Raw genomic sequence first — 24,777 nt, forward strand, 5'->3', positions numbered from 1 at the left:
ATAACGGTGCTGACATGATCCATCCTCCCAAACAGGATGAATCACATCTAACGCCTCAAGGGAATCCCCCATGATTCAAGTTCAAGCCGAAACGCTGTAAAGGTAGCCCTTTGCGCGAAAGCTGAGTTCGCAGGACCTGCCGATGATCAGGTGGTCGTGCAGGGTGATCCCGAATACGTCGGCGGCGGACTGGACCTGTTGCGTCATGGCGATGTCACTGGCAGACGGGGTGGGGTCGCCCGACGGGTGATTATGTACCAGAATCAAGGCACTGGCATTCAGGTGCAAGGCCCGTTTGACCACCTCGCGGGGGTAGACCGGAACGTGATCAACCGTGCCTTCTGCCTGTTCCTCGTCGGCGATGAGGACATTCTTGCGGTCGAGGTAGAAAACCCGGAACTGTTCGGTCTGCCTGTGGGCCATCGACGTGTGGCAATAATCGAGCAGCGCATCCCATGACGAGATAACCTGACGCTGCATCACGCGGGCGCGGGACAGCCGATGCGCGGCGGCCTCGACCACTTTCAATTCGGTCATCACGGCCTCGCCAACGCCCGGGACCGCCGTGAGGCTGTCAGCCGGTGCAGAGAGTACCGAGTTGAAATCGCCGAATTTTTCCAGCAAGGCCCGGGCCAGCGGCTTGACATCGCGGCGCGGGATCGCGCGAAACAGGACAAGTTCCAGCAATTCGTAATCCGGCATGGCCCGCGCCCCGCCGGCAAGAAAGCGTTCGCGCAGGCGTTTCCGATGATCGCGCAGGTAGGACGGCGGCGGGCCGTCCCGCGGCGCCGGGGGGATCACGGCCTCGTCCCCGTCGAGAAGGGGCAACGCGGATTCGGAAAAGGCGTGGCTGCGGGTCATGCCGTCACGCTGCCGCAGCGAGGTTAGGGAAAGGTTAAGACAGGTCGATCGGCTGAAATCGTGGCGCGGTATCGCATCGGGTGCGCGACGGCATCGCGTCGGTGGGTTGTGCCATCCTGGGTACATTAACGCACCGGGCGCGCTGCGCTGCCGCGAAAAAAAGGGTGCGCAAGAATGCGCACCCTTCCGGATCGTCGCCGGGATGGTGTCGTCAGGATTTCATCGAATCCCAGAACCGTTTCACCGACTTGAAGAAGCTGGAGCTTTCGGGGTTGTTGTCCTCGGACAGTGCCGCGAACTCCTTGAGCAGATCCTTCTGCTTCGATGTCAGGTTGACCGGTGTTTCAACGGCGAGTTCGATGAACATGTCGCCGTGGCCACCGCCGCGCAGGGCGGGCATGCCCTTGTTGCGCAATCGCATCTGCCGGCCCGACTGGCTGCCGGCCGGGATCTTCACGCGCGAGCGGCCGCCGTCGATGGTGGGCACCTCGATATCGCCGCCGAGCGCGGCCGTGGTCATCGCCACCGGCACGTGACAGAAAAGGTTGCTTTCCTCACGGTCGAAAAGGTCGTGGCGCTGGACTTCGATGAAGATGTACAAGTCGCCCGCCGGGCCGCCGCGCATGCCGGCCTCGCCTTCGCCGGCCAGACGGATCCGCGTTCCGGTTTCCACGCCGGCGGGGATGTTGACCGACAGCGATCTTTCACGCTCGACGCGACCCTGCCCATGACAGACATTGCACGGGTTCTTGATCGTCTGGCCCAGACCGCCGCAGGTCGGGCATGTGCGTTCGACGGTAAAGAAACCCTGTTGCGCGCGGACCTTGCCCATGCCCGAGCAGGTGGGGCAGGTCGTGGGCTCGGCCCCGCCTTCGGCGCCCGACCCCGAACAGGCGTCACAGGGTACCGAAGTGGGCACGCTGATGGATCTCTGCAGGCCGACATATGCCTCTTCGAGGGTGATGCGCATGTTGTAGCGCAGGTCTGAGCCGCGCGCGGCCCTCTGGCGCGCGCCGCCGCGGCCGCCGCCCATGAAATCGCCGAAGAGGTCATCGAACACGTCCGAGAAGGCCGAGGCGAAATCGCCCTGTCCGGGACCGCCACCGGCGTACCCGCCGCCGGGGCGCGGCCCGCCGCCGCCGCCCATGCCGCCCTCGAAGGCCGCATGACCGAACCTGTCGTAGGCCGCCTTCTTCTCGGCGTCCTTCAGGACGTCATAGGCTTCGCCGGCTTCCTTGAATTCCTTCTCGGCATCCGGATTGTCCTTGTTGCGGTCGGGGTGAAGCTCTTTCGCCTTCTTGCGATAGGCTTTCTTGATCTCGTCCGCCGAGGCGCCCTTGGACACGCCGAGGACGTCGTAATAATCACGTTTGGCCATCGGGGAACTCCTGTGTTTGGAACGCGCGGGGCCGGCCCTCCACGCGGGCCGGCCCCGAAGGTCCCGTCAGGCGCCTTACGAGCGCTTGTTTTCGTCGTCGAGGTCTTCGAAGTCGGCATCGACGATGTCGTCTTCGCCCTGACCGGCCGCATCATCGGGTGCTGCGGGGTCTTCGCCACCTTCCTCGGCCTGCGCCTTGTAGATCGCCTCGCCCAGTTTCATCGACGCCTCGGTCACGTTCTGAATGCCGGACTGCACCTTCTCGGCGGTGACGTCATCCTTCTCGAGGTCTTCCTTGAGCGCGGAGACGGCCAGCTCGATGGCTTCGACGGTGCTTGGGTCGACCTTGTCCGAATGCTCCTCGAGCGATTTCTCCGTCGAATGCACGATGCTCTCGGCCTGGTTCTTGGCCTCGATGAGTTCGCGGCGTGCCTTGTCGGACTCGGCGTTCTCCTCGGCCTCCTTGACCATCTTCTCGATGTCATCCTCGGACAGGCCGCCCGATGCCTGGATGGTGATCTTCTGCTCCTTGTTCGTGCCCTTGTCCTTGGCCGAAACGGAGACGATGCCGTTGGCGTCGATGTCGAAGGTCACCTCGATCTGCGGCATGCCGCGCGGTGCCGGCGGAATGTCCTCGAGGTTGAACTGGCCCAATATCTTGTTGTCGGTGGCCATTTCGCGTTCACCCTGGAAGACGCGGATCGTCACGGCGCTCTGGTTGTCCTCGGCGGTCGAGAAGATCTGCGACTTGTTGGTGGGGATCGTCGTGTTGCGGTCGATCAGGCGGGTAAAGACACCGCCCAGTGTCTCGATCCCGAGCGACAGCGGCGTCACGTCGAGCAGCACCACGTCCTTGACGTCACCCTGCAGCACGCCGGCCTGGATCGCGGCGCCCATGGCGACGACCTCGTCGGGGTTCACGCCCTTGTGGGGCTCCTTGCCGAAGAACTTGGTCACTTCCTCCATGACCTTGGGCATGCGGGTCTGGCCGCCGACGAGCACGACCTCGTCCACGTCCGAGGCCGAGATGCCGGCATCCTTGAGCGCGGCCTTGCACGGCTTGATCGAGTTGGTGATCAGGTCGCCCACGAGGCTTTCCAGCTTGGCGCGGGTCAGTTTCATCACCATGTGAAGCGGCTGACCGTCGGACCCCATCGAGATGAACGGCTGGTTCACTTCGGTCTGGGATGCGCTCGACAGTTCGATCTTGGCCTTCTCGGCCGCTTCCTTGAGCCGCTGAAGCGCCATCTTGTCCTGCGTGAGGTCGACGCCGTGCTCTTTCTTGAACTCGTCGGCAAGGTAGTTGACGATCCGCATGTCGAAGTCTTCACCGCCGAGGAACGTGTCGCCGTTGGTGGATTTCACTTCGAACAGGCCGTCGTCGATCTCGAGGATGGTCACGTCGAACGTGCCGCCGCCGAGGTCATAGACGGCGATGGTGTGCGTGTCTTCCTTGTCGAGCCCGTAGGCCAGCGCGGCCGCCGTCGGCTCGTTGATGATGCGCAGCACTTCCAGACCGGCGATCTTGCCGGCGTCCTTGGTGGCCTGACGCTGGGCGTCGTTGAAGTAGGCCGGCACGGTGATGACCGCCTGCGTCACTTCCTCGCCGAGATAGGACTCGGCGGTTTCCTTCATCTTGCCGAGGATGAAGGCGGAGATCTGCGAGGGGCTGTATTTCTCGTCGTGGGCTTCGACCCATGCATCGCCGTTGCCGCCGTCGATGACGTTGAACGGCATGTTCTTCTTGTCCTTGGCAAGATCGCTGTCGTCCACGCGGCGGCCGATCAGGCGCTTGACGCCGAAGATCGTGTTACTGGGGTTGGTCACGGCCTGACGCTTGGCCGGTTGCCCGACGAGCCGCTCCTCGTCGGTGAAGGCGACGATCGAGGGCGTCGTGCGGGCGCCTTCGGAATTCTCGATGACACGGGCCTGACTGCCATCCATGATGGCGACGCAGGAGTTGGTGGTGCCGAGGTCGATACCGATGACTTTGGACATTTCTTTTCGATCCCTTCTGACTTAGGCGATGTTGACGGCGACCCGACCCTTTCTGGCATCGGGCCCCCCGGTTGAGTGCGGTGGTCCGATCAAGCGCTCACCGCGTTTCCGGGCGTATATAGGGAGGGCGATTTGCGCCTGCAAGCAGCCTGACGGCAGTGATTTTGCAAATGCCTGCCAAATTGGTCATGTCTGGCGCTGCGGGAATCGACAACGGAGGCGCCGGTGCTGACTGTCAGGGGCGTGGAGATCCACAAGGGGTATCTGGCGCCCGATGCGCAGGCGGCGCTGGTCGCGGAGTTGCGGCAGGTCGTGGCCCGTGCGCCGCTCTTTACGCCGACGACGCCGCGCGGGCGCCCGATGTCCGTCAGGATGACGTCGGCGGGGCGCTACGGCTGGGTGTCGGACCGGGGCGGGTATCGCTACGAGCCGCGCCACCCCGACGGCCAGCCCTGGCCGGCGCTGCCCGACACCGTCAGGCGGATATGGGCCGCGCTGGTCAGTGCCGAGCGGCTGCCGGATTGCTGCCTGGTCAACTATTACGGCGCGGATGCCCGAATGGGCCTGCACCAGGATCGGGACGAGGCCGATTTCGTCTGGCCCGTCCTGTCGGTGTCGCTGGGCGACGAGGCGCTTTTCCGCATCGGCAACACCACCCGCGGGGGACGGACCGAATCAGTATGGCTGCAATCGGGTGACGTGGTGGTCATGGGCGGGGCCGCGCGGCTGGCCTATCACGGGGTCGACCGGGTCAGGTTCGGCAGTTCCACGCTTTTGCAGAACGGTGGGCGCATCAACCTGACCTGCCGGGTCGTCGACTGACCGCGGGCGTCAGCGCCGGGCGTTCCAGCTGCTCGAGGCGTATTGCCGCGTGTAGAATTCACCGAGCATCCCGATCACCAGCAGGACGATGCCGACATAGAGCGGGTATTCCACCGACGTGTTGCGCGGGAAATAATTGACGAAGGTGAAGCCGCGGCACTGGTCGATGGCGTGGAACAGCGGGTTCCAGTCGAAAATCGCGATCATCGACGGGGGCAGGGCGTTGGCGACGAACATCTTGCCGGACGCGATCATGTTGGCACGTTGGTAGACCTGTGTCGCGATGGACACGAAATTGGGAAACCACGGTTTCAGCGCCAGCATGACCACGCCGAGCGCACAGCCGGTGAACCATGCCAGCAGGAACATGCCGAACGCCGGGACGGGCAGGTGGATCTCGTAGCTCTTGATCGCGACGTGATAGGCGAAAAGGATCAGCACCATCGACAGCACCTGGATGTAGAGGCTGGAGAGCGCGGCTGACACGATCGAGACCACCGTGTTCATCGGCGCGTGCTGCATCATCGGCGAGGTCGGCCCTTCTGCCCCTGCCACCGCGCCGAGCGCCTTGACGTGGGTCAGGAACAGGAAGATGCCCGACAGCATGTACAGCATGAAATCGCCGCGCAGCTTTGCGCCGCGCAGGCCGAGGAGCGAGAACATCAGGTAGAACGCCGTCACGAAGATGATGGCGCTGAGCATGTTGATCCCGATGGCGAGAAAGGCGTTGCCGTGCCCCTTGCGGATGTGGCGGACCGTGGCGTGGTAGATCAACTCGATCAGCGCGAAAGAGGACCGGAGCCGCGATCGGGGGGCGGTATTCTGAAACATGGCCTGTATGCCGCTGCTGCGTGGTTTCTTGGGGCGGGATTCTTGTTGTTATGCGCCACGCGTATCATAAGGGCCCTTGAAAATCCATCAACAAGCAAGCGGGCACCGGGCCGCGCGGGCAAAGGGGGACGACATGGACCATGCGAAACTGACCGAGGAGATGCGGCGCCTTGCACTGGACGCGGGGGCGCGGATCATGGAGATTTACCAGTCCGACGATTTCGACGTGAAGGTGAAGTCGGACGAAAGCCCCGTGACCGAAGCCGACGAGGCCGCCGATGCCGTGATCTCGGCCGGGCTGCGCGCCGCGTTTCCCGACGTGACACTGGTCACCGAGGAGCAGGCGGAGTCCCACAGGGCGCGGGCGGATACCTTCCTGATCGTCGATCCGCTGGACGGAACCAAGGAATTCATCAAGCGCCGCGGGGATTTCACGGTGAACATCGCTTACGTCGAGGCCGGTGTGCCGACGCGCGGCGTGGTCTACGCCCCTGCAAGGGGCCGCATGTTCCTGACACTGGAGGATGGCCGCGCCGTCGAGGAGACGGGGCCCTTCGACCGCGACCGGACGGGCGAGGTCGTGCCCATCCACGTCGCCACGTCGGACAATGACGCGCTGATGGTTGTGGCGAGCAAGTCGCACCGCGACGCGGCCACGGATGACTACATCGCGAAATACGCGGTCAAGGACACCACGAGCGCGGGATCGTCGCTGAAGTTCTGCCTCGTGGCGACGGGAGAGGCCGACCTGTATCCGCGTCTCGGCCGGACGATGGAATGGGATACCGCGGCGGGCGACGCGGTGCTGCGCGGGGCCGGTGGCGTGGTGGTGCGTTTCGACGATCACGCGCCGTTGCGGTATGGCAAGGACGGGTATGCCAACCCGTTTTTCATAGCCGCGGCGCCGGGCGTTGCCCTGAAGCCCGCCTGATCGCGCTGCCGGAGGTGCCCCGATGCGAGTGGCGACCGGCAAATTGCATGTTCGGGCCGCAAAAATGACGGGTTTTTCCGATAGCCGGATGCATGTGATTGCACTTTGGTATATGCGTAACAACGAGAGGGTTGTCGGGAGCACATGATGCGCAACAAGATCACGAAAGCGATTTTCCCGGTTGCCGGGCTGGGCACGCGGTTCATCCCGGCGACGAAATCGGTTCCCAAGGAAATCATGACGCTGGTCGACCGTCCGCTGGTTCAGTACGCCATCGACGAGGCCCGGGCGGCGGGCATCAAGGAGTTCATCTTTGTCACCTCGCGCGGCAAGGGCGCGCTGGAGGATTATTTCGACACGGCGCCGCAGCTGGAGGCGGAGCTGCGCAAGAAGGGCAAGGACGAGCTGCTGGAGCTTTTGAAATCGACGAACATGGATAGCGGCGAGATCGCCTACATGCGCCAGCACAAGCCACTGGGGCTGGGCCACGCGGTGTGGTGCGCGCGGCGGTTGATCGCGAACGAGCCGTTCGCCGTGATCCTGCCCGATGACGTGATCGCCGCGGACCAGCCCTGTCTGGCCCAGATGGTCGAGGCGTTCGAGGAAACGCAAGGCAACATCGTGGCGGCGATGGAGGTGCCCGAGGAAAGCGCATCTTCCTACGGGATACTCGACGTCAAGGAGGACATGGGCAAAATCGTGTCGACCAAGGGCATGGTCGAGAAGCCCAAGCCGGGCTGCGCGCCGTCCAACCTGGCGGTGATCGGGCGGTATATCCTGACGCCGAAGGTGCTGCAGAAACTGAACCGCAAGAAGACCGGCGCCGGGGGCGAGATCCAGTTGACCGACGCGATCGCCGATGCGCGCGACGACGGCGAGGAGGTCTATGGCTACCGTTTCAACGGCCAGCGGTTCGACTGCGGGTCCAAATCGGGGTTCCTTCAGGCAACCGTGGCCTTTGCGCTTGCCCGCGACGACCTGCGCGACGATCTTTGGCATTATATCAGTGACGTGGTGCATGCGGAGCAGGCCGCGCAGTAAACCGCAGGGGGAAGCGGGGTGACGAATGTTCTGGTGACCGGCGGTGCCGGCTATATCGGGTCCCATGCCTGCAAGGCGCTTGCGGCCGCCGGATTTACCCCCGTTACCTATGACAACCTCAGCATCGGCTGGGAAGACGCGGTGACCTTCGGCCCCTTCGAAAAAGGCGATCTGGCCGACCGCGCGCGGCTTGATCAGCTCTTTGCGGCCTATCAGCCGACCGCGGTGATGCATTTCGCCGCCCTGAGCCAGGTGGGCGAGAGCATGCGCGAGCCGGGGCTTTACTGGCGCAACAACGTGGCCGGGTCACTCACGCTGTTCGAGGCGGCGGTGCAGGCTGGATGCCGCAACGTCGTCTTTTCGTCGACCTGCGCGACCTATGGCGATCAGGACAACGTGGTGCTGGACGAGGAGACGCCGCAGGCGCCCACGAACCCGTACGGCGCCACCAAGCGCGCGATCGAGGACATGCTGCGCGATTTCGAGGCGGCACACGGGATGCGGCACGTGATCTTCCGCTATTTCAACGTGGCCGGTGCCGACCCGGAGGCCGAGATCGGGGAGTTTCACCGGCCCGAGACGCATCTCGTGCCGCTCTTGCTGGATGCGATCGAGGGCAAGCGCGATGCGCTGACGATTTTCGGCACCGATTACGATACGCCGGACGGCACCTGCATCCGGGATTACGTGCACGTCATGGACCTTGTCGAGGCGCATGTGCTGGGGCTGAAATGGCTGGAAGAGGACCGCGGGAGCCGGGTGTTCAACCTCGGGACCGGCACGGGGTTCTCGGTGCGCGAGGTGATCGAGCAGTCCGGCGCGGTCACGAACCGTCACGTGCCGGTCGTGGAGGGGCCGCGGCGCCCGGGCGACTGCACCAAGCTGGTTTCCGGGTCGGACAGGGCGGAGTCCGAGCTGGGATGGTCACCCCGGCGATCGACCATGCACCGGATGATCGCGGATGCGTGGCAGTGGCATCAATCCGGCCATTACGCGAAATAGGCGCGGGACCGTGCGCCGGACAGCGGAGCATGCGGACCGGATGAGCAGGCTGCGGCAGATGGCACTGGCTTACCGGTTGCGCCTAAGGCGGCGGCGCCTGCTGTTTCGCGCGCTGCACAAGCGGCGGCAGTTGCGCGCGGTCAGCGACCGCACCGCGGGTATCGCGCCCGGGGCGATCCTGGCCTTTTCGACGATGCGCAACGAGATGCTGCGCCTGCCGCATTTCCTGCGGCATCACCGGGACCTCGGGGTTGATCATTTCCTGATCGTCGAGAATGGCAGCGATGACGGCACGCGCGATTACCTTGCCGCGCAGCCCGACGTATCGCTCTGGACGACGGGGCACAGTTACAAGCTGTCGCGTTTCGGCGTGGATTGGCTGACATGGCTTCAGATATGCCACGGGCACGGCCACTGGTGCCTGACCGTGGATGCCGACGAGATCCTGATCTACCCGCATCACGACACGCGCCCGCTGCCTGCGCTGGTGGACTGGCTTGAGCGGCAGGGGCGCGAGTCTTTCGGGGCGCTCATGCTGGACATGTACCCCAAGGGCCCGCTGGGCGCGCAGCCTTACAGGCCGGGCGATGATCCGTTCGATCTGCTGTGCTGGTTCGATGGCGGCAACTACGTGATGCAGAAGAAGCCCGATCTTGAAAACCTGTGGATACAGGGCGGCGTGCGGGCGCGCATGTTCTTTGCCGACAGGCCGCGCCGGGCGCCCACGATGGGCAAGACGCCGCTGGTGAAATGGAACCGGCGGTATGCCTATGTCAGTTCGGCCCATTCGTTGCTGCCGCGGCGGCTGAACCACGTGTATGACGAACAGGGCGGCGAGATGACCTCGGGCATTCTGCTGCACACCAAGTTCCTGCCCAACGTGGTGGAGAAATCCGCCGAGGAGAAGCACCGGCGCGAGCATTTCGCCAACAGCCGCCTGTACGACAGCTACTATGACAGCCTGACCGACAGCCCCGATTTGTGGTGCGAACACTCCACGCGGCTGATCGGGTGGCGCCAACTGGAAGCGATGGGCTTGATGTCAAAGGGAAATTGGATATGAGGAAACAGCGGTTCTGTGTTAGTAAACGATGATGCGCCTTCCGGCTGGCCGGGGCGCGCCCACAAGAGGCCCGCGACAAGGGTACGTTAACGGCGAGGCGGTAGTGTTCGGGGCAGGGTTCCAGATCGGCGAGGGGCTGTAGCGCATGGGCGCGTGGCAGTCATATCACATGCGGCTCCGGCGCAAGCGCGCCAAGGTCCGGGCCTGGCGCAAGCATTTTGCCCTTCGGCCCGTGGCGAACCGGACCGGGGCGATCAGGCCCGGTGACATCCTGCTGTTCTCGACATTCCGCGACGAATACGTGCGGCTGCCTTATTTCATGAAATATTACCGCGCCCTCGGCGTGTCGCATTTCCTGATGGTGGACAATGGCAGCACGGATGGCGGGCGCGAATACCTTGCCGACCAACCCGACGTTTCGCTTTGGTCCACGAATGCCAGTTACAAGCGGGCGCGTTTCGGCGTTGACTGGCTGAACTGGCTGCAACAGAAATACGGCCATGATCACTGGACGCTCGTGGTGGATCCGGATGAGCTGTTCGTCTACCCGTTCTGCGACACACGCCCCATCCGCGCGCTGACCGACTGGCTGGATGTGAGCCAGATCAAGAGCTTCGGCGCGATGCTGCTGGACATGTACCCCAAGGGCCGCATCGACGCGCAACCCTACCGGCCCGGGCAGGACCCGATCGAGATCGCGGCGTGGTTCGACCCCGGGAATTACATGATTTCCAAGAACCACGCCTATGGCAACCTCTGGATCCAGGGCGGGCCACGGGCGCGCGTCTTCTTTGCCGACACGCCGAAGAAAGCACCGGCGCTGAACAAGATACCGCTGGTAAAATGGAACCGCAGGTACGCTTACTTGAGTTCCACGCACATGCTGCTGCCCCGCGGGCTGAACCTGACCTATGACGCGTGGGGTGGCGAAAAGGCCAGCGGTGTCCTGCTTCATGCCAAGTTTCTCGACACCTTTGCCGCCAAGGCCGAGGAGGAGCTCACGCGCCGCCAGCATTATTCGGCCAGCCTTGAGTACAAGGCGTATTACGACAATCTGCGCGAAAACCCGGACCTTTGGTGCAAATGGTCGGAGAAGTATATAAACTGGCGGCAGCTGGAGATCCTCGGGCTGATGTCCAAGGGGAACTGGGCATGAGCGGGGGCATGGGCACGTGAGCGTCGGGATCATCATGCTGGTGCATACGGCCTTTGGCCGGGCCGAGCAGGTGGCGCGGCACTGGGCCGCCGCGGGCTGTCCGCTTGTCATCCATTGCGACAGGATGGTGCCTGCGAAAACCTACAACGCTTTCGTGCAGTCGCTGGCGGATATCCCCGACCTGCGCTTTTCACGCCGGCACCGGTGCGAGTGGGGAACATGGGGCATTGTCGCGGCGACGCAGAACGCGGCGGAGGTGATGCTGGAAGATTTTCCGCAGGTCCAGCATGTCTATCTTGCCTCAGGCTCCTGCTTGCCGCTCAGGCCGGTGCAGGAACTGACCGACTATCTTGCCGCCCGTCCGAAAACCGATTTCATCGAAAGCGCCACGACGGCCGACGTGCCATGGACGATCGGCGGGCTGGATCGGGAACGCTTCACCCTGCGGTTCCCGTTCTCGTGGCGCAAGCACAGGTTCCTGTTCGACAGGTACGTGGCATTGCAACGGTTCGTGCGGTACAAAAGGCATATCCCCAACGGGATCGTGCCGCACATGGGCAGCCAGTGGTGGTGCCTGACGCGCCAGACGCTGTCGGATATCCTGACCGATCCGGAAAGGCCGGTTTACGACCGGTATTTCAGCAAGGTCTGGATCCCCGATGAAAGTTATTTCCAGACGCTTTCCCGGCAGTACTCGCGCCAGATCGAAAGCCGGTCGCTGACGCTGTCGAAGTTCGACTACCAGGGCAAGCCGCACATCTTCTACGACGATCACCTGCAGCTTCTGCGCCGGTCCGATTGTTTCGTGGCGCGCAAGATATGGCCCTTTGCCGATCGTCTGTACCAGGCGTTCCTGTCGGACAGCGCGGGCGCGATGAAACGGACCGAACCGAACCCCGGCAAGATCGACCGCATATTTGCCAAGGCGGTCGAACGGCGCACGCGGGGCCGACCGGGCCTCTACATGCAGAGCCGCTTTCCCGTGGAGGGGCGCGAGAACGGGCTGACCTGCGCGCAGTATTCGGTGTTCGAGGGGTTCGCGGACCTGTTCGAGAATTTCGAAAGCTGGCTGGCCAAGGTGACGGGCACGCGCGTGCATGGTCACCTGTTCGCGCCGGAGCGTGCCGAATTTTCCGAGCGCCAGACCGTGATGAACGGCGCGCTGAGCGACAGCGCGGCGCTGCGCGATTACAACAAGCGCGCCTTTCTGGCCAGCCTGATCTGGAACACCCGCGGTGAACGGCAATGTTTCCAGTTCGGCCCGGGTGATCACATCCGGGATGTCGAATGGGACATCGCCAAGGATCCGAATGCGCAGATCTCGGTCATTACCGGGGCGTGGGCCGTGCCGCTGTTCAAGTCCAACAGGAATTTCGCCGATATCCGGCAGGAGGCCGCGATGCTGCAACAGGTGGAAAGCAAGCATCTGGAGGTTCTGCGCGCCCCCTGGACGAAGGCGCGGGTGCGCATCTGGTCGATGGCGGAATTCAGCGAGGCGCCGATGGAGCCCTTGCAACTGATCATCGACGAGATCGGCCAGCAGAATGCGCGCGGGCTGGCCGAGGTGCCGCGCATGTCCGACCTGACGGGATTCGGCCAGTTCCTGCAGAACCTCAAGAACCAGGGCATGCATCCTTACCTGATGGGCGATTTTCCTGTCGAGAAGCGCGTGAGCGAACCGGCCGCGACCGCCCGCAAGCCCTACCCGGTGCGGTGACGCGGGATGGCGGCCAAGTTCGACTACTTCGTTGTGTTCGCGGAAATGCGCACCGGGTCCAACTTCCTGGAGGCGAACCTCAACACCTTCGACAGTTTCCAGTGTCACGGTGAAGCGTTCAACCCGCATTTCATCGGCTATCCCAACAGGGACGAGATACTGGGCATCACGCAGCCCATGCGCGAGCAGGCGCCGGGGCGCCTGATCGGGGCGATCAAGGGACAGTCCGAGGGTCTGGGCGGCTTCCGTTTCTTCCACGATCACGATCCCCGGGTTCTGGACATCTGCCTTGATGATCCGCGCTGCGCCAAGGTGATCCTGACGCGCAACCCGGCGGAAAGCTATGTGAGCTGGAAGATCGCGCAGGCCACGGGGCAGTGGAAGCTGACCAACGTCAAGCGCCGCCGCGCCGCCAAGGCCGTTTTCGACGCCGACGAGTTCGAGGCGCATGTCGCGCGGTTGCAGGAATTCCAGGTTTTTCTGCTGAACCATCTTCAAAGGACGGGGCAGACGCCCTTTTACGTGGCCTACGAGGATTTGCAGGATGTGGACGTGATGAACGGGCTGGCGCGGTTCCTGGGGTCCGACGAGCGGCTGGAGGCGCTGGACGCGTCGCTGAAGAAGCAGAACCCGAGCCCACTGCGCGACAAGGTCGAGAATTACGAGGAAATGGAGCGCGCACTGGCCGGGCTGGACAGGTTCAACCTGACGCGGACGCCCAATTTCGAACCGCGGCGCGGCCCGGCTGTGCCCGGCTTCGTCACCGGGGCGCGCGCGCCGCTGGTCTACATGCCGGTGCGCGCGGGGCCGGAGGCCGAGATCTGCGCGTGGCTGGCCGCGCTGGACGGGGTCGCGCCCGAAACGCTGCCGACCAAGCTGAACCAGAAGGCGTTGCGCCAGTGGAAGCGCCGCAAGCCGGGGCATCGCAGCTTCACGGTGTTGCGTCACCCGGTGGCGCGGGCGCATGCAGCCTTCTGCAGCCGGATCCTGCCGCGGGGGGCGGGGAGTTTTTCGGATATCCGGCGCACGCTTCGCAATTTCCACAAGGTGCCGATCCCGGGCGGTGGGCCCGACGAGAGCTATGACAAGGCCGCGCATCGGGCCGCCTTTGTTGCCTTTCTCGAATTCCTGCGGGCCAACCTTGCCGGGCAGACCAGCATCCGGACGGATGCGCACTGGGCCACGCAGGCGTCCGTTCTTCAGGGGATGGCGCAGTTCGGGGTGCCCGACATGGTGATCCGCGAAGACGAGATGGGGGCCTACCTGCAGGCGATCGCGCGCCAAGTGGGATACCCGACGCCGCCCCGGCCGGAGCGGGGCGCGGCCGACGTGCCGTTCGCGCTGGACGAAATCTACGATTCGGAGATCGAGACGCTTGTCAGCACGATCTATCAGCGGGATTACATGATGTTCGGCTTCCGCCCCTGGGCGTGACCGTGACGGTGCCGCGCCGGCTCAGGCCGCCTGAACGGCCTGAGCTTCGGTAAGGATGGTATAAAGCGTTGCCGGATCCGAATTGGCGCGCAGCTTGGCGCAGACCGACGGATCGCGCAGCGTGCGTGAGACCAGTGCCAGCGCCTTGAGGTGTTCGACACCGGCGTCGCGCGGGGCAAACAGGGCAAAGGCAAGGTCGACCGGCTGTCGGTCAACGGCGTGAAAGTCGATCGGCTTGTCCAGAAGAACCATCACGCCGACAACCTGCTCGACACCGTCGATCCGGGCGTGTGGCAGTGCAACGCCGTTGCCCACCCCCGTCGGCCCGAGGCTTTCACGTTCCTGCAGCGCCTCGACGGCGGCCGACTGGTCGATGCCGTACGCGACCTCGCCGATGCCGGCGATTTCGTGCAAAAGGCGTTTCTTGCTGGACGCAGAAGACAACAGGCGTACGGCCTCAGGCTTGAGGATCATCGGCAAATCCATTTCTTGTATCTCTCCGACAGGTGTCACCTGTGGGGACGTGGCCCCGCGTTCTTCAGGGATCGATCCAGCCTATGTTGCCGTCATCGCGGCGATAGACCACGTTCAGCCCTTCTTTACCCTCGTTTCGAAAGACAAGGACCGGGGCGCCGGCGAGTTCCATCTGCATGACCGCTTCTCCGACGGAGAGGGACGGAATCTGGGTTTCCATCTCGGCCACGATTATGGGCTGCAGGCTTTCAGGTTCCGATTCTTCGCCTTCGGTTTCAGTCGCGAGGATATAAGAGGACGCGCCGGAGAGTTCAACCGGCGCGACGCGCTCGCGGTGGTGATCTTTTAGGCGCCTTTTGTACCGCCTGAGTTGTTTTTCCATCTTTTCGCAACAGCCATCGAAGGCGGAATAAATCTCGTGGGACTTGGCACTGGCTTGCGCGGTCAGCCCCGTCGACAGATGCACAATGGCTTCACAGACGAATTCGCTGGCGTTCTTGGAGAAAATGACATGCGCATCGGTCGGACGCTCGGCATATTTCGCCACGGCGGCGCCGAGCTCATCTTCGACATGCGTTTGCAGGGCCTGGCCCACGTCGATCTGCTTTCCACTGATTTGATAACGCATCGTAACTCCTTCGATTGGACATCTCGGGCCAACACGGGCGCGTCGGCGCCCGGGTGGTCGTCAGCCGTCGATGCGGGTAGGCGGCATTCGGTCAGCCTGTCCTGAACCGGGCCCGGGCTCGCGGGGCCACAGCGGGAACAGCCGGTTGTGCACGTATGCCATACCGCAATTGAGGGGGTTCGCGGCTGTCTTGTCAATGGCGATCGACGTGGCCCCGAGAAATTCCGCGTGATCCCGCGGGTGTCAGAAGATGCGGAAATTCTCGCCCAGATAGACGCGGCGCACGTTCTCGTTCTTCACGACGTCATCCGGTGTGCCCGACATGAGCACCTGTCCGTCGTGCAGGATATAAGCGCGGTCCACGATTTCCAGCGTCTCGCGGACGTTGTGATCGGTGATCAGCACGCCGATTCCCCGCTTTTTCAGATCGGCCACGAGATGCCGTATATCGCCCACCGAAATGGGATCGACGCCGGCAAACGGCTCATCGAGCAGCAGGTATCGCGGATCCGCGGCAAGGCAGCGGGCAATCTCGACGCGGCGTCTTTCACCGCCCGACAGTGCCAGCGCGGGGGCGCGGCGCAAGTGCTCGATGGAGAATTCCGACAACAGCTCTTCGAGCCGCTCGCGGCGCTTGTGCGCATCGGGCTGGGATATGTCGAGAATTGCGAGGATGTTGTCCTCGACGGACAGGCCGCGGAAGATCGACATTTCCTGCGGCAGGTAGCCGATGCCCATCTTGGCGCGACGATACATCGGCAGGTTCGTGACGTCGCGCCCGTCGATCAGAACGTGGCCGCCCTCGGGATAGATCAGCCCGGCGATGGCGTAGAACGTCGTCGTCTTGCCCGACCCGTTGGGCCCGAGCAGGGCCACGACCTCGCCCTGTTGCAAGTCGAGCGAGACATCGCGGATCACGACGCGTTTCTTGTAGCTCTTGCGCAGGTTCTCGACCCTCAGGCCGGTATTCTCGTGCGCGACATGCAGGGCGGGGCGGGCCATGGGCTAGTTGCCGTCCTGCGGCTGTATCACGGTCTTGACGCGTCCGCTCATGCGGGCGGTGCCCGCGCGGGTATCCACGAACATCGTCTCGGCGGTCAGGGAATTGGCGCCCTGTACGAGCAGGACATCGCCCTGCATCCGGATGACCCCGGTGGTGATGTCGTAATCGGCGCGGCTGGCCTCGGCGGCGTCGGGGCCGCTGACCAGCGTGACGCCGCCGGTGGCGCTGAGGCTTTCGATACCGCTCTGGTCTTCGAGGTACTTGACCTGCACGCGGGGCGCGCTCAGCCGCATTTCCCCCTGACCGATCGTGACATTGCCGGTGAAGACGGCCGAGCCGCTGCCCTGATCCACGGCGAGATCATCGGCTGTCACCTCGACGGGCAGGGTGCTGTTCTGCTGCGTGCTGCCAAAGGCCACCTGCGCGCCCTGCGCGGTGGCGGCAAGCGGGGCGATCACGACGAAAAACGCGGCGGCAAGAGTTTTTGAACGAAACACGGGGGGTCAATCCTTGGGTCTGTCGGGCCGGTATATCAGCTTCACGCCGTCGGTGAAAAGCAATTGTGCCGCGCCGGGCGTATCCCCGTCGCTGAGGATCATGCGCCCCGCCGTCAGTTCACCCGGCGGGCCGGTCCCCGTCACGGCGCCCGCGGTTTCGGCGCGCAGCCTGTCGATCCGCGCGGTGAGCGTGTCGGTCGAGATCGTGTAGCCCGTCGTCGTCACGACACTGACATTGCCTTGCAGGCGCGCTGTCCCGTCGTTCTGGCGCAGGTCCGCGTGATCGGCCTGAATGTCGATCGCGCCGCCGGCGGTGAGACGGATGTTCGCCGTTACTCCGTCGGCGCGCAAGCCGGCCGCGTCGTCGGGCGCCGGGCGCGCGGTGGCGGCGCGGACCATGATCTGGTCACCGCCCCGTGTCACGCCCGCGAAGGTCGGGTTGGTGGCGCCCAGATCATGCGCGCGTTTTTCAAGGTCGATCTGGCTTACCGGCACGGATTTGCCGGGATCGACGGTGCGCGAGATCAGGAAAAGGGTGGACAACAACCCCAGTGCCGCCATCGGCAGGATTATTTTCATCCATGCCACGAGGCGGGAATGGAAGTTGTCGTATCGCGCCATCAATGTGCGAAGATATCCACCTCGGGCCAGCCCGCAAGGTCCAGCCGTGCGCGCGTCGGCAGGAAATCGAAACAGGCCCGGGCCAGATCGGTGCGCCCTTCGCGGGCAAGCCGCAGGTCCAGCTCCTCGCGCAGCCGGTGCAGGTGCAACACGTCGGACGCGGCATAATCGAGCTGCGCCTCGGTCAGCGTTTCGCTGCCCCAGTCGGACGATTGCTGCTGTTTCGAGATGTCGACGCTCAACAATTCCTGCAGCAGGTTCCTGAGGCCGTGCCTATCGGTGTAGGTGCGCACCAGCTTGCTGGCGATCTTGGTGCAATAGACAGGCGCGGCAAGCGCGCCGAACGCGTTGTACATCGCCGCGATGTCGAAACGCCCGAAATGGAAGAGCTTGAGCACGTCGGGATCGGTCAGAAGCGCCGACAGGTTCGGCGCGGCGGTCTGGCCGCGCGCGATCTGGACCATGTGGGCGTTGCCGTCCCCCCCTGACAACTGCACGACGCAGAGCCTGTCACGATGCGGGTTCAGCCCCATGGTTTCACAGTCGATGGCCACGACAGGCCCCAGTTCGAGCCCGTCGGGCAGGTCATTCTGATGCAAATGGTTCGCCATGGACGTCTTTCGTGGCTGTTCGGGTTGGCGTGCTGGTTAGTCGGTTTTGGTGTTTCCCTCAAGCGGTAGTTGCCCGTGCGGATCGCCCGGACGTGGCGATGCCGCTTGCGGTCGCGGGCGTGCTCGGCCATTTAAGCGGGAGAACCGGATGCGAAAGGGAAAACATGAGCGGACCTCTTGATGGCCTCGTGGTGCTGGACCTCAGCCGGGTACTTGCCGGGCCGACCTGCACGCAGCTCCTTGGTGACCTCGGGGCGGAGGTGCTGAAGATAGAGCACCCGGAAAACGGTGACGACACGCGCAGCTGGGGCCCGCCATTCGCGTTGGACGACGCCGGTGAGCCCACGGACCTTTCGGCCTATTTCATGTGTGCCAACCGAAACAAGAAATCGGTCGCCATCGACCTGAGAACACCCGAGGGGCAGGCGGCCGTGCGCCGGCTGGCGGCCCGTGCCGACGTCGTGGTTGAAAACTTCAAGCCCGGGGGGCTGCGGAAATACGGGCTGGATCCGCAGACCCTCTGCGACGTTCACCCGGGGCTTGTCTATTGTTCCATATCGGGTTTCGGGCAGACCGGGCCGAACAGCGACAAGCCGGGCTACGACCTGATGGCGCAAGGCTTCGGCGGCATCATGAGCCTGACGGGCGAAGCGGACGGCGAACCGATGAAGGTGGGCGTGGCCGTGGCGGACGTGGTTTGCGGGCTTTATGCCGCGACGGGGATCCTTGCGGCGCTTCGCCATCGCGATGCCACGGGCGAGGGTCAGCACATCGACCTCGGGCTGGTGGACACGCAGATGTCATGGCTGATGAACCAGGGGCTGAACTACCTGACATCGGGCAAGGTGCCGATGCGGGCGGGCAACGCGCATCCAAACATCGTGCCTTACCAGGTGTTCGCCACTCGCGACGGGTACGTGATCGTCGCGGTCGGCAATGACAGCCAGTACGCCCGGTTCTGCGATTTCCTCGCGCGTCCGGATTATGCCGAGGACCCGAGGTTCGCGACCAACCAGGCCCGGCTGGAGCACCGAGACACGCTGGTGCCGCTGCTGGCCGCCGAGCTGGCGCGGTTCACCAGTGACGAGGTGACGGCGGGGCTGCAGGGGCGCAAGGTGCCCGTGGGCCCGGTCAACACGATCGACGCGGCGCTGCGCTCGGACCAGGCGGTGGCGCGGGAAATGACCGTGACCCTGCCTGCGCCGCAGACAGGCAAGGGCGAGGTCGAGTTGCTGGGCAACCCGCTGAAATTCTCGCGTACGCCGGTGAGTTACCGCAGCGCACCGCCCGCGCTCGGGGCCGATACGGACGATGTTTTCGCCCGGTACGGGGAGGAGTGCTGAGCCGCGTCACGGGGGCGCAAAGGCGAACGCCCCGCCGCGCACGGGGCGGCGGGGCGTTCTGAATGGCCGGGGCGCGGCGCGGGCCGTCAGACGAAGAACTGGCCGCCGTTGGCCGAGATCGTCGACCCGTTGATGAAGCCCGCGTCATCCGAGGCGAGGAAGCTGACGCAGCGCGCGATTTCGTCGGGCTCGCCCAAACGGCCGGTGGGAATCTGGGCGATGATGGAGTCGCGGACCTTTTCCGGAACGGCCATGACCATCTCGGTCGCGATGTAGCCCGGGCAGACAGCGTTGGCGGTAATGCCCTTGGACGCGCCTTCCTGCGCGAGGCTCTTGACGATACCCAGATCGCCGGCCTTGGTGGCGGCATAGTTCACCTGGGCGAACTGGCCCTTCTGACCGTTGATCGAGGAAATGACGACGATCCGGCCGAAGCCACGTTCGCGCATCCCCGGCCAAACCGGATGGATCGTGTTGAAGACGCCCGTAAGATTGGTGTCGATCACTTCCTGCCATTGTTCCGGCGTCATCTTGTGGAACGGCGCGTCGCGGGTGATGCCCGCATTGGCGACGACCACGTCGATCGGGCCCATCTCTTCCTCGACCTTGGCGATGCCGGCCTTGGATTCGGCGTAGTCGCCGGCATTCCACTTGTAGGTCTTGATGCCGGTTTCCTCGGTGAACTTGGCCGCGGCCTCATCATTGCCGGCATACGTGGCGGCCACGTCGTAGCCCTTGGCCTTGAGCTCTTTCGAGATGGCCGCGCCGATTCCGCGCGAGCCGCCGGTGACGAGTGCAGTTCTTGCCATGGTTTCCTCCAGTCTGGCTTAATCCGTTCGGTAACTCTGTTACTATTGCAAAGCTGGCATGCGCAACATTGTTGCGCCTAGAATTTTCCGTCTGTGCGGCAATGACCCGCCGCGTGTCGGATGCTGCACCCTGCAAGGCGGGGCCGGGGGCTGCCGTCAGGTGCCCCCGGCCCTCATGCGTGGCGCTGTACCCCTTGGGTATCAGGGGCGTTCGACGCACATCGCGACACCCATCCCGCCGCCGATGCACAGGGTCGCCAGACCCTTCTTGGCGTCGCGGCGCTTCATTTCGAACAGCAGGGTGTTCAGGACACGGCAGCCCGAGGCGCCGATCGGGTGGCCGATGGCGATGGCCCCGCCGTTGACGTTCACGATATCGGGGTTCCAGCCCATGTCCTTGTTCACGGCGCAGGCCTGCGCGGCGAACGCTTCGTTCGCTTCGACGAGATCGAGATCACCGACCGACCAGCCCGCCTTTTCCAGCGCCTTGCGGCTGGCATGGATCGGCCCGACGCCCATCACCGACGGATCGAGCCCCGCCGTGGCGTAGGACGCGATGCGCGCCAGCGGTTCGATGCCGCGCTTGTCGGCGTCCTCCGCGCTCATCAGCAGGGTGGCCGCCGCGCCGTCATTGAGGCCGCTGGCATTGGCGGCGGTCACGGTGCCGTCCTTGGTGAAGGCGGGGCGCATTTTCTGCATCGCCGCCATATCGGCACCGTGGCGGATGTATTCATCCTTGTCGACGACGGTTTCGCCCTTGCGGGACTTGATGGTGAAGGGGATGACCTCGTCATCGAATCGGCCCGCCTCCTGGGCGGCTTCTGCCTTGTTCTGGCTGGCCACGGCGAATTCGTCCTGCGCCTCGCGGCTGATCTGCCATTGCTCGGCCACGTTCTCGGCCGTCTGGCCCATGTGGTAGCCGTTGAAGGCGTCCCAAAGACCGTCGCGGATCATCGTGTCGATATATTTCATGTCGCCCATCTTGTGCCCGGCACGCAGATGCGCGGCGTGGGGGCTCAGCGTCATGCTTTCCTGGCCGCCGGCGCAAACGATGCTGGCATCGCCAAGCTGGATGTGCTGGGCGGCCAGCGCGACCGAGCGCAGGCCCGATCCGCAAACCTGGTTGATGCCCCAGGCCGCGCTTTCGACGGGCAGGCCGGCATTCACATGCGCCTGCCGGGCCGGGTTCTGACCCTGTGCCGCGGTCAGCACCTGCCCGAGGATGGTCTCGCTCACCTCGGACTTGTCGATGCCGGCGCGTTCGACAACGGCCTCCAGCACGGCGGTGCCCAGGTCATGGGCGGGCGTTGTTGCGAAAGATCCCCCGAAAGAGCCGACGGCGGTACGCGCCGCGGATGCGATTACTACGTTGGTCATGTATGTCCTCCACCAAATGCGTCATGGCCGAGGAGTGCCTGGAATCACATCAAGTGCGGGTCCCAGATTCCCCCGCCGCTTGAACGTTTCATAGCGCAAGTGCCGCGTTGCGGCAACTGACCGTGTATCACATCTCAGGCGCTGGCCCGGTCCCGGCCGTCGTCCAGCCATGGCGGGCGCACCGTGGGCGCGCCGAAATAGTACCCCTGGAGGCAGTCGATCCCCATCCGGGTGAGGTAATCGGCGTCCTCGGGGCGTTCGACGCTTTCGGCGACGGTGACCATGTCGAACTGTTCCGCGATGGAGGCGAGCGCGGCGCTGAGGATCTGGTTGTCGGGATTTTGCGCGATCCCGCGGATGAATTGCCCGTCGATCTTGAGAATGTCGAAATAGAAATCCCGTAGATACCTGAACGAGGTGTAGCCCGCGCCGAAATCATCGAGCGCGAAGCTGATCCCCTCGCTTTGCAGGTCGTTCATGAAGCCGACCACGAGCTCGGGCACCAGCATCGCGGAGCCTTCGGTGATTTCGAGAATGAGCCGTTCCCCGATGGTGGGCCCGCGGTCAAGCCCGCGTTTCAGGATGCGGTTCCAGCGCGGATAACCGATCGAACGCGCCGACATGTTGATCGACAAGCGCAGGTCGGGGTAGGCGGCCAGCGTGTGCAGCCCCTTTTCCAGTGCAAGGCAGTCGACGATTCGCCCCGTTTCCGTTTCCTCGATCGCGTGGATGAAATCACGCGCCGGAATGATCCGGCCCGTTTCGTCGAGCACGCGGATCAGGCCCTCGTAAAAGGCGGCGTTGCCCTGCGAGCCGGCGGGGACGATGGCCTGGTAGGCCAGCATCACCTCGTTGTGGCGCACGGCCTGGTCCACCATGTCGATGATCGATCGGTCGCGCGACATCGTGGCATATGACAATGGATTTTCGTGACCGGCCGGGATATCGGCCCATTTGCCGCGATTCCTGCGCCTCATTCCGTGCCTCCGGCTGTGACTCGTTCACAGGCTGCGGCATTCGCGCTAAGGAAGGGTTAAATGGCGGATTTGCCTGGAATTATCCGGGACGAGAGGTGACCGATCATGGAAAGGTGCGGCTGGGTCGGATCGGATCCCATCTATCTGGCGTATCACGATACCGAGTGGGGCGTGCCCGACCATGACAGCCGCCGACTGTGGGAGAAGCTGGTGCTCGACGGGTTCCAGGCCGGGTTGAGCTGGCTGACGATCTTGAAAAAGCGCGATAATTTCCGTGCCGCGTTTGCCGGGTTCGACCCCGATGTCATTGCCGGTTGGGGTGAAGACAAGGTATTGGAACTGCTTGATAATCCCGGGATCGTGCGGCATCGGGGCAAGATCGAGGCGACCATCGGCAACGCCCGGGTCTGGCAGCGGATCGAGGCCGAGCAGGGCTTTGACCGCTACCTGTGGGATCACGTTGGCGGCGCACCGATCCAGAACCGGTGGGAGCGCCTGTCGGAGGTGCCGGCCGAAACCGGGATTTCCCGCGCGATTTCAAGGGACTTGAAGAAAAGAGGCATGAAATTCTGCGGTCCCACCATCGTCTATGCCTTCATGCAGGCCGTGGGCATGGTGAACGATCACCTGGTCACCTGCCCGCGTCATGCGCCGGTCGCGCGGCTGGGGCGGTAGCGCGTCCGCATCACGTGGGTTTCGCGGCGGTCCGGCACGGGGCAGCTTGACAGGCCTGTCGCGAAGCCTCATATCCGTCAAGACGCTGCGCAGCCGCGTGAGCTTGCCGTGCCCGGGTCCGGGCCATCAGCGCCCAGCAGATTTCAGTTCCCCATCACGCAGGGTTCCTGACGCGACGGCCGAACGGGGCGGGAGACGCCCCCCTGTTCCGAGGCCCCGTGAACCCTTGTGTGGTCGCCTTGCGGCCATGCCCAACGGCTGCCGAAGGCGGCCCATGAAGGATATCAATTGTTCGACTTCGACATGCTCGGCCTTGCGCCGACCCTCAACACCGCGCTCGCGCGGGCCAAACTCACCAACCCGACCCCGATCCAGGCCAAGGCGATCCCGCTTGCGCTGGAAGGGCATGACATCCTTGGTCTTGCGCAGACGGGCACGGGCAAGACGCTGGCCTTTGGCCTGCCGCTGATCGACAACCTGCTGGCGGCCCCGGGCAAGCCCGCGCCCCGGACGGCCAAGGCGCTCATCCTTGCGCCGACGCGCGAGCTGACCAACCAGATCGCGGACAACCTGCGCCCGCTGACGCAGGGCTCGAAACTGCGGGTCGTCACCGTGGTGGGCGGGCAATCCATCAAGAAGCAGATCGACCTGCTGGCACGCGGCACCGATATCCTCGTGGCGACGCCGGGGCGGCTGATTGACCTGATGGATCGCGGCGCCGTCGACCTGGCCCAGACACGGCACCTCGTGCTGGACGAGGCGGACCAGATGCTTGACATGGGGTTCATCCATGCCCTGCGCCGGATCGCGCCCAAGCTTGGCACCCCGCGCCAGACGATGCTGTTCTCGGCAACGATGCCGAAACAGATGGAGGAGCTTTCCGGCGCGTATCTCGACAACCCCCGGCGCGTGCAGGTCGCCCCGCCGGGCAAGGCGGCCGACAAGATCGACCAGTCGGTGCATTTCCTGCCCAAGCCCGACAAGGCCGCGAAGCTGCGCGAGATACTGTCGCAGGACCGCGAGGCGCTGACCCTTGTTTTCGCCCGGACGAAACACGGTGCGGAGAAACTGATGAAGGGCCTCGTGGCGGACGGATTCAACGCCGCCTCGATCCACGGCAACAAGAGCCAGGGCCAGCGGGACCGGGCGATCAAGGCGTTCCGCGCGGGCGAGACCACGGTGCTGGTGGCGACGGATGTCGCCGCCCGGGGAATCGACATTCCCGGTGTCGCCTTCGTCGTCAACTACGACCTGCCCGAGGTCGCGGGGAACTACGTGCACCGCATCGGCCGGACCGCACGTGCCGGTCGCGAGGGCGAGGCGATTTCGCTCTGCGCGCCGGAGGAGGCCGACCTGCTGCACCAGATCCAGAAAGTCATGAAGATCGAGGTGCCGGTCGCCAGCGGGGAAAGCCCGGTTCTGGGGCGTGACGGCGCGGGCAATGGCCGTGGCGGCGCGGGCCACCGTGGCGGACAGGGCAAACGTCCTGCCGCGAATGGTGGCGGGGCCGCCCCCGGCAAGCGCCGCC

At 64.3% G+C, this 24,777-nt stretch carries 24 protein-coding genes; 11 read left to right on the forward strand and 13 right to left on the reverse strand.

From position 1 onward, the window contains the following. Positions 1–81: 81 nt before the first annotated feature. The 3 genes from radC to dnaK form a co-directional block, all read right to left on the reverse strand. On the reverse strand, positions 82–861 hold the full coding sequence (radC, locus tag ACH107_RS15320; protein WP_412506580.1) for a RadC family protein: 780 nt from the start codon (positions 859–861) through the stop codon (positions 82–84). A gap of 211 nt (positions 862–1,072) precedes the next feature. Further along, positions 1,073–2,239: a molecular chaperone DnaJ gene (gene dnaJ / locus ACH107_RS15325; RefSeq protein ID WP_412506581.1), complete on the reverse strand. Its 1,167-nt coding sequence runs from the start codon at positions 2,237–2,239 to the stop codon at positions 1,073–1,075. A 75-nt stretch (positions 2,240–2,314) separates the two neighbouring features. Next, on the reverse strand, positions 2,315–4,237 hold the full coding sequence (gene dnaK, locus ACH107_RS15330) for a molecular chaperone DnaK (protein ID WP_412506582.1): 1,923 nt from the start codon (positions 4,235–4,237) through the stop codon (positions 2,315–2,317). Positions 4,238–4,462: 225 nt separating this feature from the next. Here dnaK and ACH107_RS15335 point away from each other — a divergent pair, with 225 nt between their 5' ends. Then, positions 4,463–5,059 (forward strand): alpha-ketoglutarate-dependent dioxygenase AlkB family protein, encoded by a 597-nt coding sequence (locus tag ACH107_RS15335; RefSeq protein ID WP_412506583.1) that lies wholly within the window; start codon positions 4,463–4,465, stop codon positions 5,057–5,059. A 9-nt stretch (positions 5,060–5,068) separates the two neighbouring features. Here the strand turns inward: ACH107_RS15335 and ACH107_RS15340 are convergent, their stop codons facing one another. Then, on the reverse strand, positions 5,069–5,890 hold the full coding sequence (locus ACH107_RS15340; RefSeq protein WP_412506584.1) for an ABC transporter permease: 822 nt from the start codon (positions 5,888–5,890) through the stop codon (positions 5,069–5,071). Between the two features lie 133 nt (positions 5,891–6,023). Here ACH107_RS15340 and cysQ point away from each other — a divergent pair, with 133 nt between their 5' ends. From cysQ to ACH107_RS15375, 7 genes are all read left to right on the forward strand, one after another. Then, complete coding sequence (gene cysQ / locus ACH107_RS15345; RefSeq protein ID WP_412506585.1) at positions 6,024–6,821, forward strand: 3'(2'),5'-bisphosphate nucleotidase CysQ; 798 nt, start codon at positions 6,024–6,026, stop codon at positions 6,819–6,821. Positions 6,822–6,968: 147 nt separating this feature from the next. Then, entirely contained in the window at positions 6,969–7,862 is an 894-nt protein-coding gene (galU, locus tag ACH107_RS15350) for a UTP--glucose-1-phosphate uridylyltransferase GalU (protein ID WP_412506586.1), read from the forward strand. 18 nt (positions 7,863–7,880) lie between these two features. Further along, positions 7,881–8,864: a UDP-glucose 4-epimerase GalE gene (gene galE / locus ACH107_RS15355; protein WP_412506587.1), complete on the forward strand. Its 984-nt coding sequence runs from the start codon at positions 7,881–7,883 to the stop codon at positions 8,862–8,864. 58 nt (positions 8,865–8,922) lie between these two features. Then, on the forward strand, positions 8,923–9,927 hold the full coding sequence (locus ACH107_RS15360; protein WP_412506588.1) for a glycosyltransferase family 2 protein: 1,005 nt from the start codon (positions 8,923–8,925) through the stop codon (positions 9,925–9,927). A gap of 169 nt (positions 9,928–10,096) precedes the next feature. Further along, complete coding sequence (locus tag ACH107_RS15365) at positions 10,097–11,083, forward strand: glycosyltransferase family 2 protein (RefSeq protein ID WP_412506603.1); 987 nt, start codon at positions 10,097–10,099, stop codon at positions 11,081–11,083. Positions 11,084–11,099: 16 nt separating this feature from the next. Beyond that, positions 11,100–12,800 (forward strand): beta-1,6-N-acetylglucosaminyltransferase, encoded by a 1,701-nt coding sequence (locus ACH107_RS15370; protein ID WP_412506589.1) that lies wholly within the window; start codon positions 11,100–11,102, stop codon positions 12,798–12,800. Between the two features lie 6 nt (positions 12,801–12,806). Next, positions 12,807–14,234, forward strand: coding sequence for a sulfotransferase family 2 domain-containing protein (locus ACH107_RS15375; RefSeq protein ID WP_412506590.1), 1,428 nt, complete (start codon positions 12,807–12,809; stop codon positions 14,232–14,234). Between the two features lie 21 nt (positions 14,235–14,255). Here the strand turns inward: ACH107_RS15375 and ACH107_RS15380 are convergent, their stop codons facing one another. The 6 genes from ACH107_RS15380 to ACH107_RS15405 form a co-directional block, all read right to left on the reverse strand. Further along, positions 14,256–14,720, reverse strand: a complete 465-nt coding sequence (locus ACH107_RS15380) for a PTS sugar transporter subunit IIA (RefSeq protein ID WP_412506591.1) — start codon at positions 14,718–14,720, stop codon at positions 14,256–14,258. Between the two features lie 52 nt (positions 14,721–14,772). Continuing rightward, entirely contained in the window at positions 14,773–15,336 is a 564-nt protein-coding gene (gene hpf / locus ACH107_RS15385; protein ID WP_412506592.1) for a ribosome hibernation-promoting factor, HPF/YfiA family, read from the reverse strand. 243 nt (positions 15,337–15,579) lie between these two features. Beyond that, positions 15,580–16,338 (reverse strand): LPS export ABC transporter ATP-binding protein, encoded by a 759-nt coding sequence (gene lptB, locus ACH107_RS15390; protein WP_412506593.1) that lies wholly within the window; start codon positions 16,336–16,338, stop codon positions 15,580–15,582. A gap of 3 nt (positions 16,339–16,341) precedes the next feature. After that, positions 16,342–16,836: an LptA/OstA family protein gene (locus tag ACH107_RS15395; protein ID WP_412506594.1), complete on the reverse strand. Its 495-nt coding sequence runs from the start codon at positions 16,834–16,836 to the stop codon at positions 16,342–16,344. Between the two features lie 6 nt (positions 16,837–16,842). After that, positions 16,843–17,457 carry an LPS export ABC transporter periplasmic protein LptC gene (lptC, locus tag ACH107_RS15400; RefSeq protein ID WP_412506595.1) on the reverse strand — a complete coding sequence of 205 codons (615 nt, stop codon included), beginning with the start codon at positions 17,455–17,457 and terminating at the stop codon, positions 16,843–16,845. Further along, positions 17,457–18,068, reverse strand: a complete 612-nt coding sequence (locus ACH107_RS15405; RefSeq protein ID WP_412506596.1) for a ribonuclease D — start codon at positions 18,066–18,068, stop codon at positions 17,457–17,459. Before ACH107_RS15405 ends, lptC begins: the two co-directional genes overlap by 1 nt. A 164-nt stretch (positions 18,069–18,232) precedes the next feature. Here ACH107_RS15405 and ACH107_RS15410 point away from each other — a divergent pair, with 164 nt between their 5' ends. Then, a complete protein-coding gene (locus ACH107_RS15410) occupies positions 18,233–19,411 on the forward strand; it encodes a CaiB/BaiF CoA transferase family protein (protein WP_412506597.1) in 1,179 nt (392 codons plus the stop codon). A gap of 86 nt (positions 19,412–19,497) precedes the next feature. Here the strand turns inward: ACH107_RS15410 and phbB are convergent, their stop codons facing one another. From phbB to ACH107_RS15425, 3 genes are all read right to left on the reverse strand, one after another. Then, positions 19,498–20,220, reverse strand: a complete 723-nt coding sequence (gene phbB / locus ACH107_RS15415) for an acetoacetyl-CoA reductase (protein ID WP_412506598.1) — start codon at positions 20,218–20,220, stop codon at positions 19,498–19,500. Positions 20,221–20,421: 201 nt separating this feature from the next. Beyond that, complete coding sequence (locus tag ACH107_RS15420; protein WP_412506599.1) at positions 20,422–21,597, reverse strand: acetyl-CoA C-acetyltransferase; 1,176 nt, start codon at positions 21,595–21,597, stop codon at positions 20,422–20,424. 134 nt (positions 21,598–21,731) lie between these two features. Then, positions 21,732–22,574, reverse strand: a complete 843-nt coding sequence (locus tag ACH107_RS15425; RefSeq protein ID WP_412506600.1) for an EAL domain-containing protein — start codon at positions 22,572–22,574, stop codon at positions 21,732–21,734. A 105-nt stretch (positions 22,575–22,679) separates the two neighbouring features. Here ACH107_RS15425 and ACH107_RS15430 point away from each other — a divergent pair, with 105 nt between their 5' ends. Next, positions 22,680–23,249 carry a DNA-3-methyladenine glycosylase I gene (locus tag ACH107_RS15430; RefSeq protein ID WP_412506601.1) on the forward strand — a complete coding sequence of 190 codons (570 nt, stop codon included), beginning with the start codon at positions 22,680–22,682 and terminating at the stop codon, positions 23,247–23,249. Between the two features lie 288 nt (positions 23,250–23,537). Next, positions 23,538–24,777 (forward strand): DEAD/DEAH box helicase (locus ACH107_RS15435; protein WP_412506602.1); only part of this gene is annotated, 1,240 nt, incomplete at its 3' end.

It is taken from the genome of Roseovarius halophilus (ex Wu et al. 2025) (assembly GCF_047086965.1).

What these genes read in the sequence shown, in the direction of transcription:
- dnaJ (WP_412506581.1), bottom strand. Translation starts at nt 2,239, where the DNA reads ATGGCCAAACGTGATTATTACGACGTCCTCGGCGTGTCCAAGGGCGCC.
- dnaK (WP_412506582.1), bottom strand. Translation starts at nt 4,237, where the DNA reads ATGTCCAAAGTCATCGGTATCGACCTCGGCACCACCAACTCCTGCGTC.
- ACH107_RS15365 (WP_412506603.1), top strand. Translation starts at nt 10,097, where the DNA reads ATGCGGCTCCGGCGCAAGCGCGCCAAGGTCCGGGCCTGGCGCAAGCAT.
- ACH107_RS15340 (WP_412506584.1), bottom strand. Translation starts at nt 5,890, where the DNA reads ATGTTTCAGAATACCGCCCCCCGATCGCGGCTCCGGTCCTCTTTCGCG.
- phbB (WP_412506598.1), bottom strand. Translation starts at nt 20,220, where the DNA reads ATGGCAAGAACTGCACTCGTCACCGGCGGCTCGCGCGGAATCGGCGCG.
- ACH107_RS15405 (WP_412506596.1), bottom strand. Translation starts at nt 18,068, where the DNA reads ATGGCGAACCATTTGCATCAGAATGACCTGCCCGACGGGCTCGAACTG.
- lptC (WP_412506595.1), bottom strand. Translation starts at nt 17,457, where the DNA reads ATGGCGCGATACGACAACTTCCATTCCCGCCTCGTGGCATGGATGAAA.
- radC (WP_412506580.1), bottom strand. Translation starts at nt 861, where the DNA reads ATGACCCGCAGCCACGCCTTTTCCGAATCCGCGTTGCCCCTTCTCGAC.
- ACH107_RS15410 (WP_412506597.1), top strand. Translation starts at nt 18,233, where the DNA reads ATGAGCGGACCTCTTGATGGCCTCGTGGTGCTGGACCTCAGCCGGGTA.
- lptB (WP_412506593.1), bottom strand. Translation starts at nt 16,338, where the DNA reads ATGGCCCGCCCCGCCCTGCATGTCGCGCACGAGAATACCGGCCTGAGG.
- ACH107_RS15430 (WP_412506601.1), top strand. Translation starts at nt 22,680, where the DNA reads ATGGAAAGGTGCGGCTGGGTCGGATCGGATCCCATCTATCTGGCGTAT.
- ACH107_RS15420 (WP_412506599.1), bottom strand. Translation starts at nt 21,597, where the DNA reads ATGACCAACGTAGTAATCGCATCCGCGGCGCGTACCGCCGTCGGCTCT.
- ACH107_RS15380 (WP_412506591.1), bottom strand. Translation starts at nt 14,720, where the DNA reads ATGGATTTGCCGATGATCCTCAAGCCTGAGGCCGTACGCCTGTTGTCT.
- cysQ (WP_412506585.1), top strand. Translation starts at nt 6,024, where the DNA reads ATGGACCATGCGAAACTGACCGAGGAGATGCGGCGCCTTGCACTGGAC.
- hpf (WP_412506592.1), bottom strand. Translation starts at nt 15,336, where the DNA reads ATGCGTTATCAAATCAGTGGAAAGCAGATCGACGTGGGCCAGGCCCTG.
- ACH107_RS15425 (WP_412506600.1), bottom strand. Translation starts at nt 22,574, where the DNA reads ATGAGGCGCAGGAATCGCGGCAAATGGGCCGATATCCCGGCCGGTCAC.
- galU (WP_412506586.1), top strand. Translation starts at nt 6,969, where the DNA reads ATGCGCAACAAGATCACGAAAGCGATTTTCCCGGTTGCCGGGCTGGGC.
- ACH107_RS15360 (WP_412506588.1), top strand. Translation starts at nt 8,923, where the DNA reads ATGGCACTGGCTTACCGGTTGCGCCTAAGGCGGCGGCGCCTGCTGTTT.
- ACH107_RS15375 (WP_412506590.1), top strand. Translation starts at nt 12,807, where the DNA reads ATGGCGGCCAAGTTCGACTACTTCGTTGTGTTCGCGGAAATGCGCACC.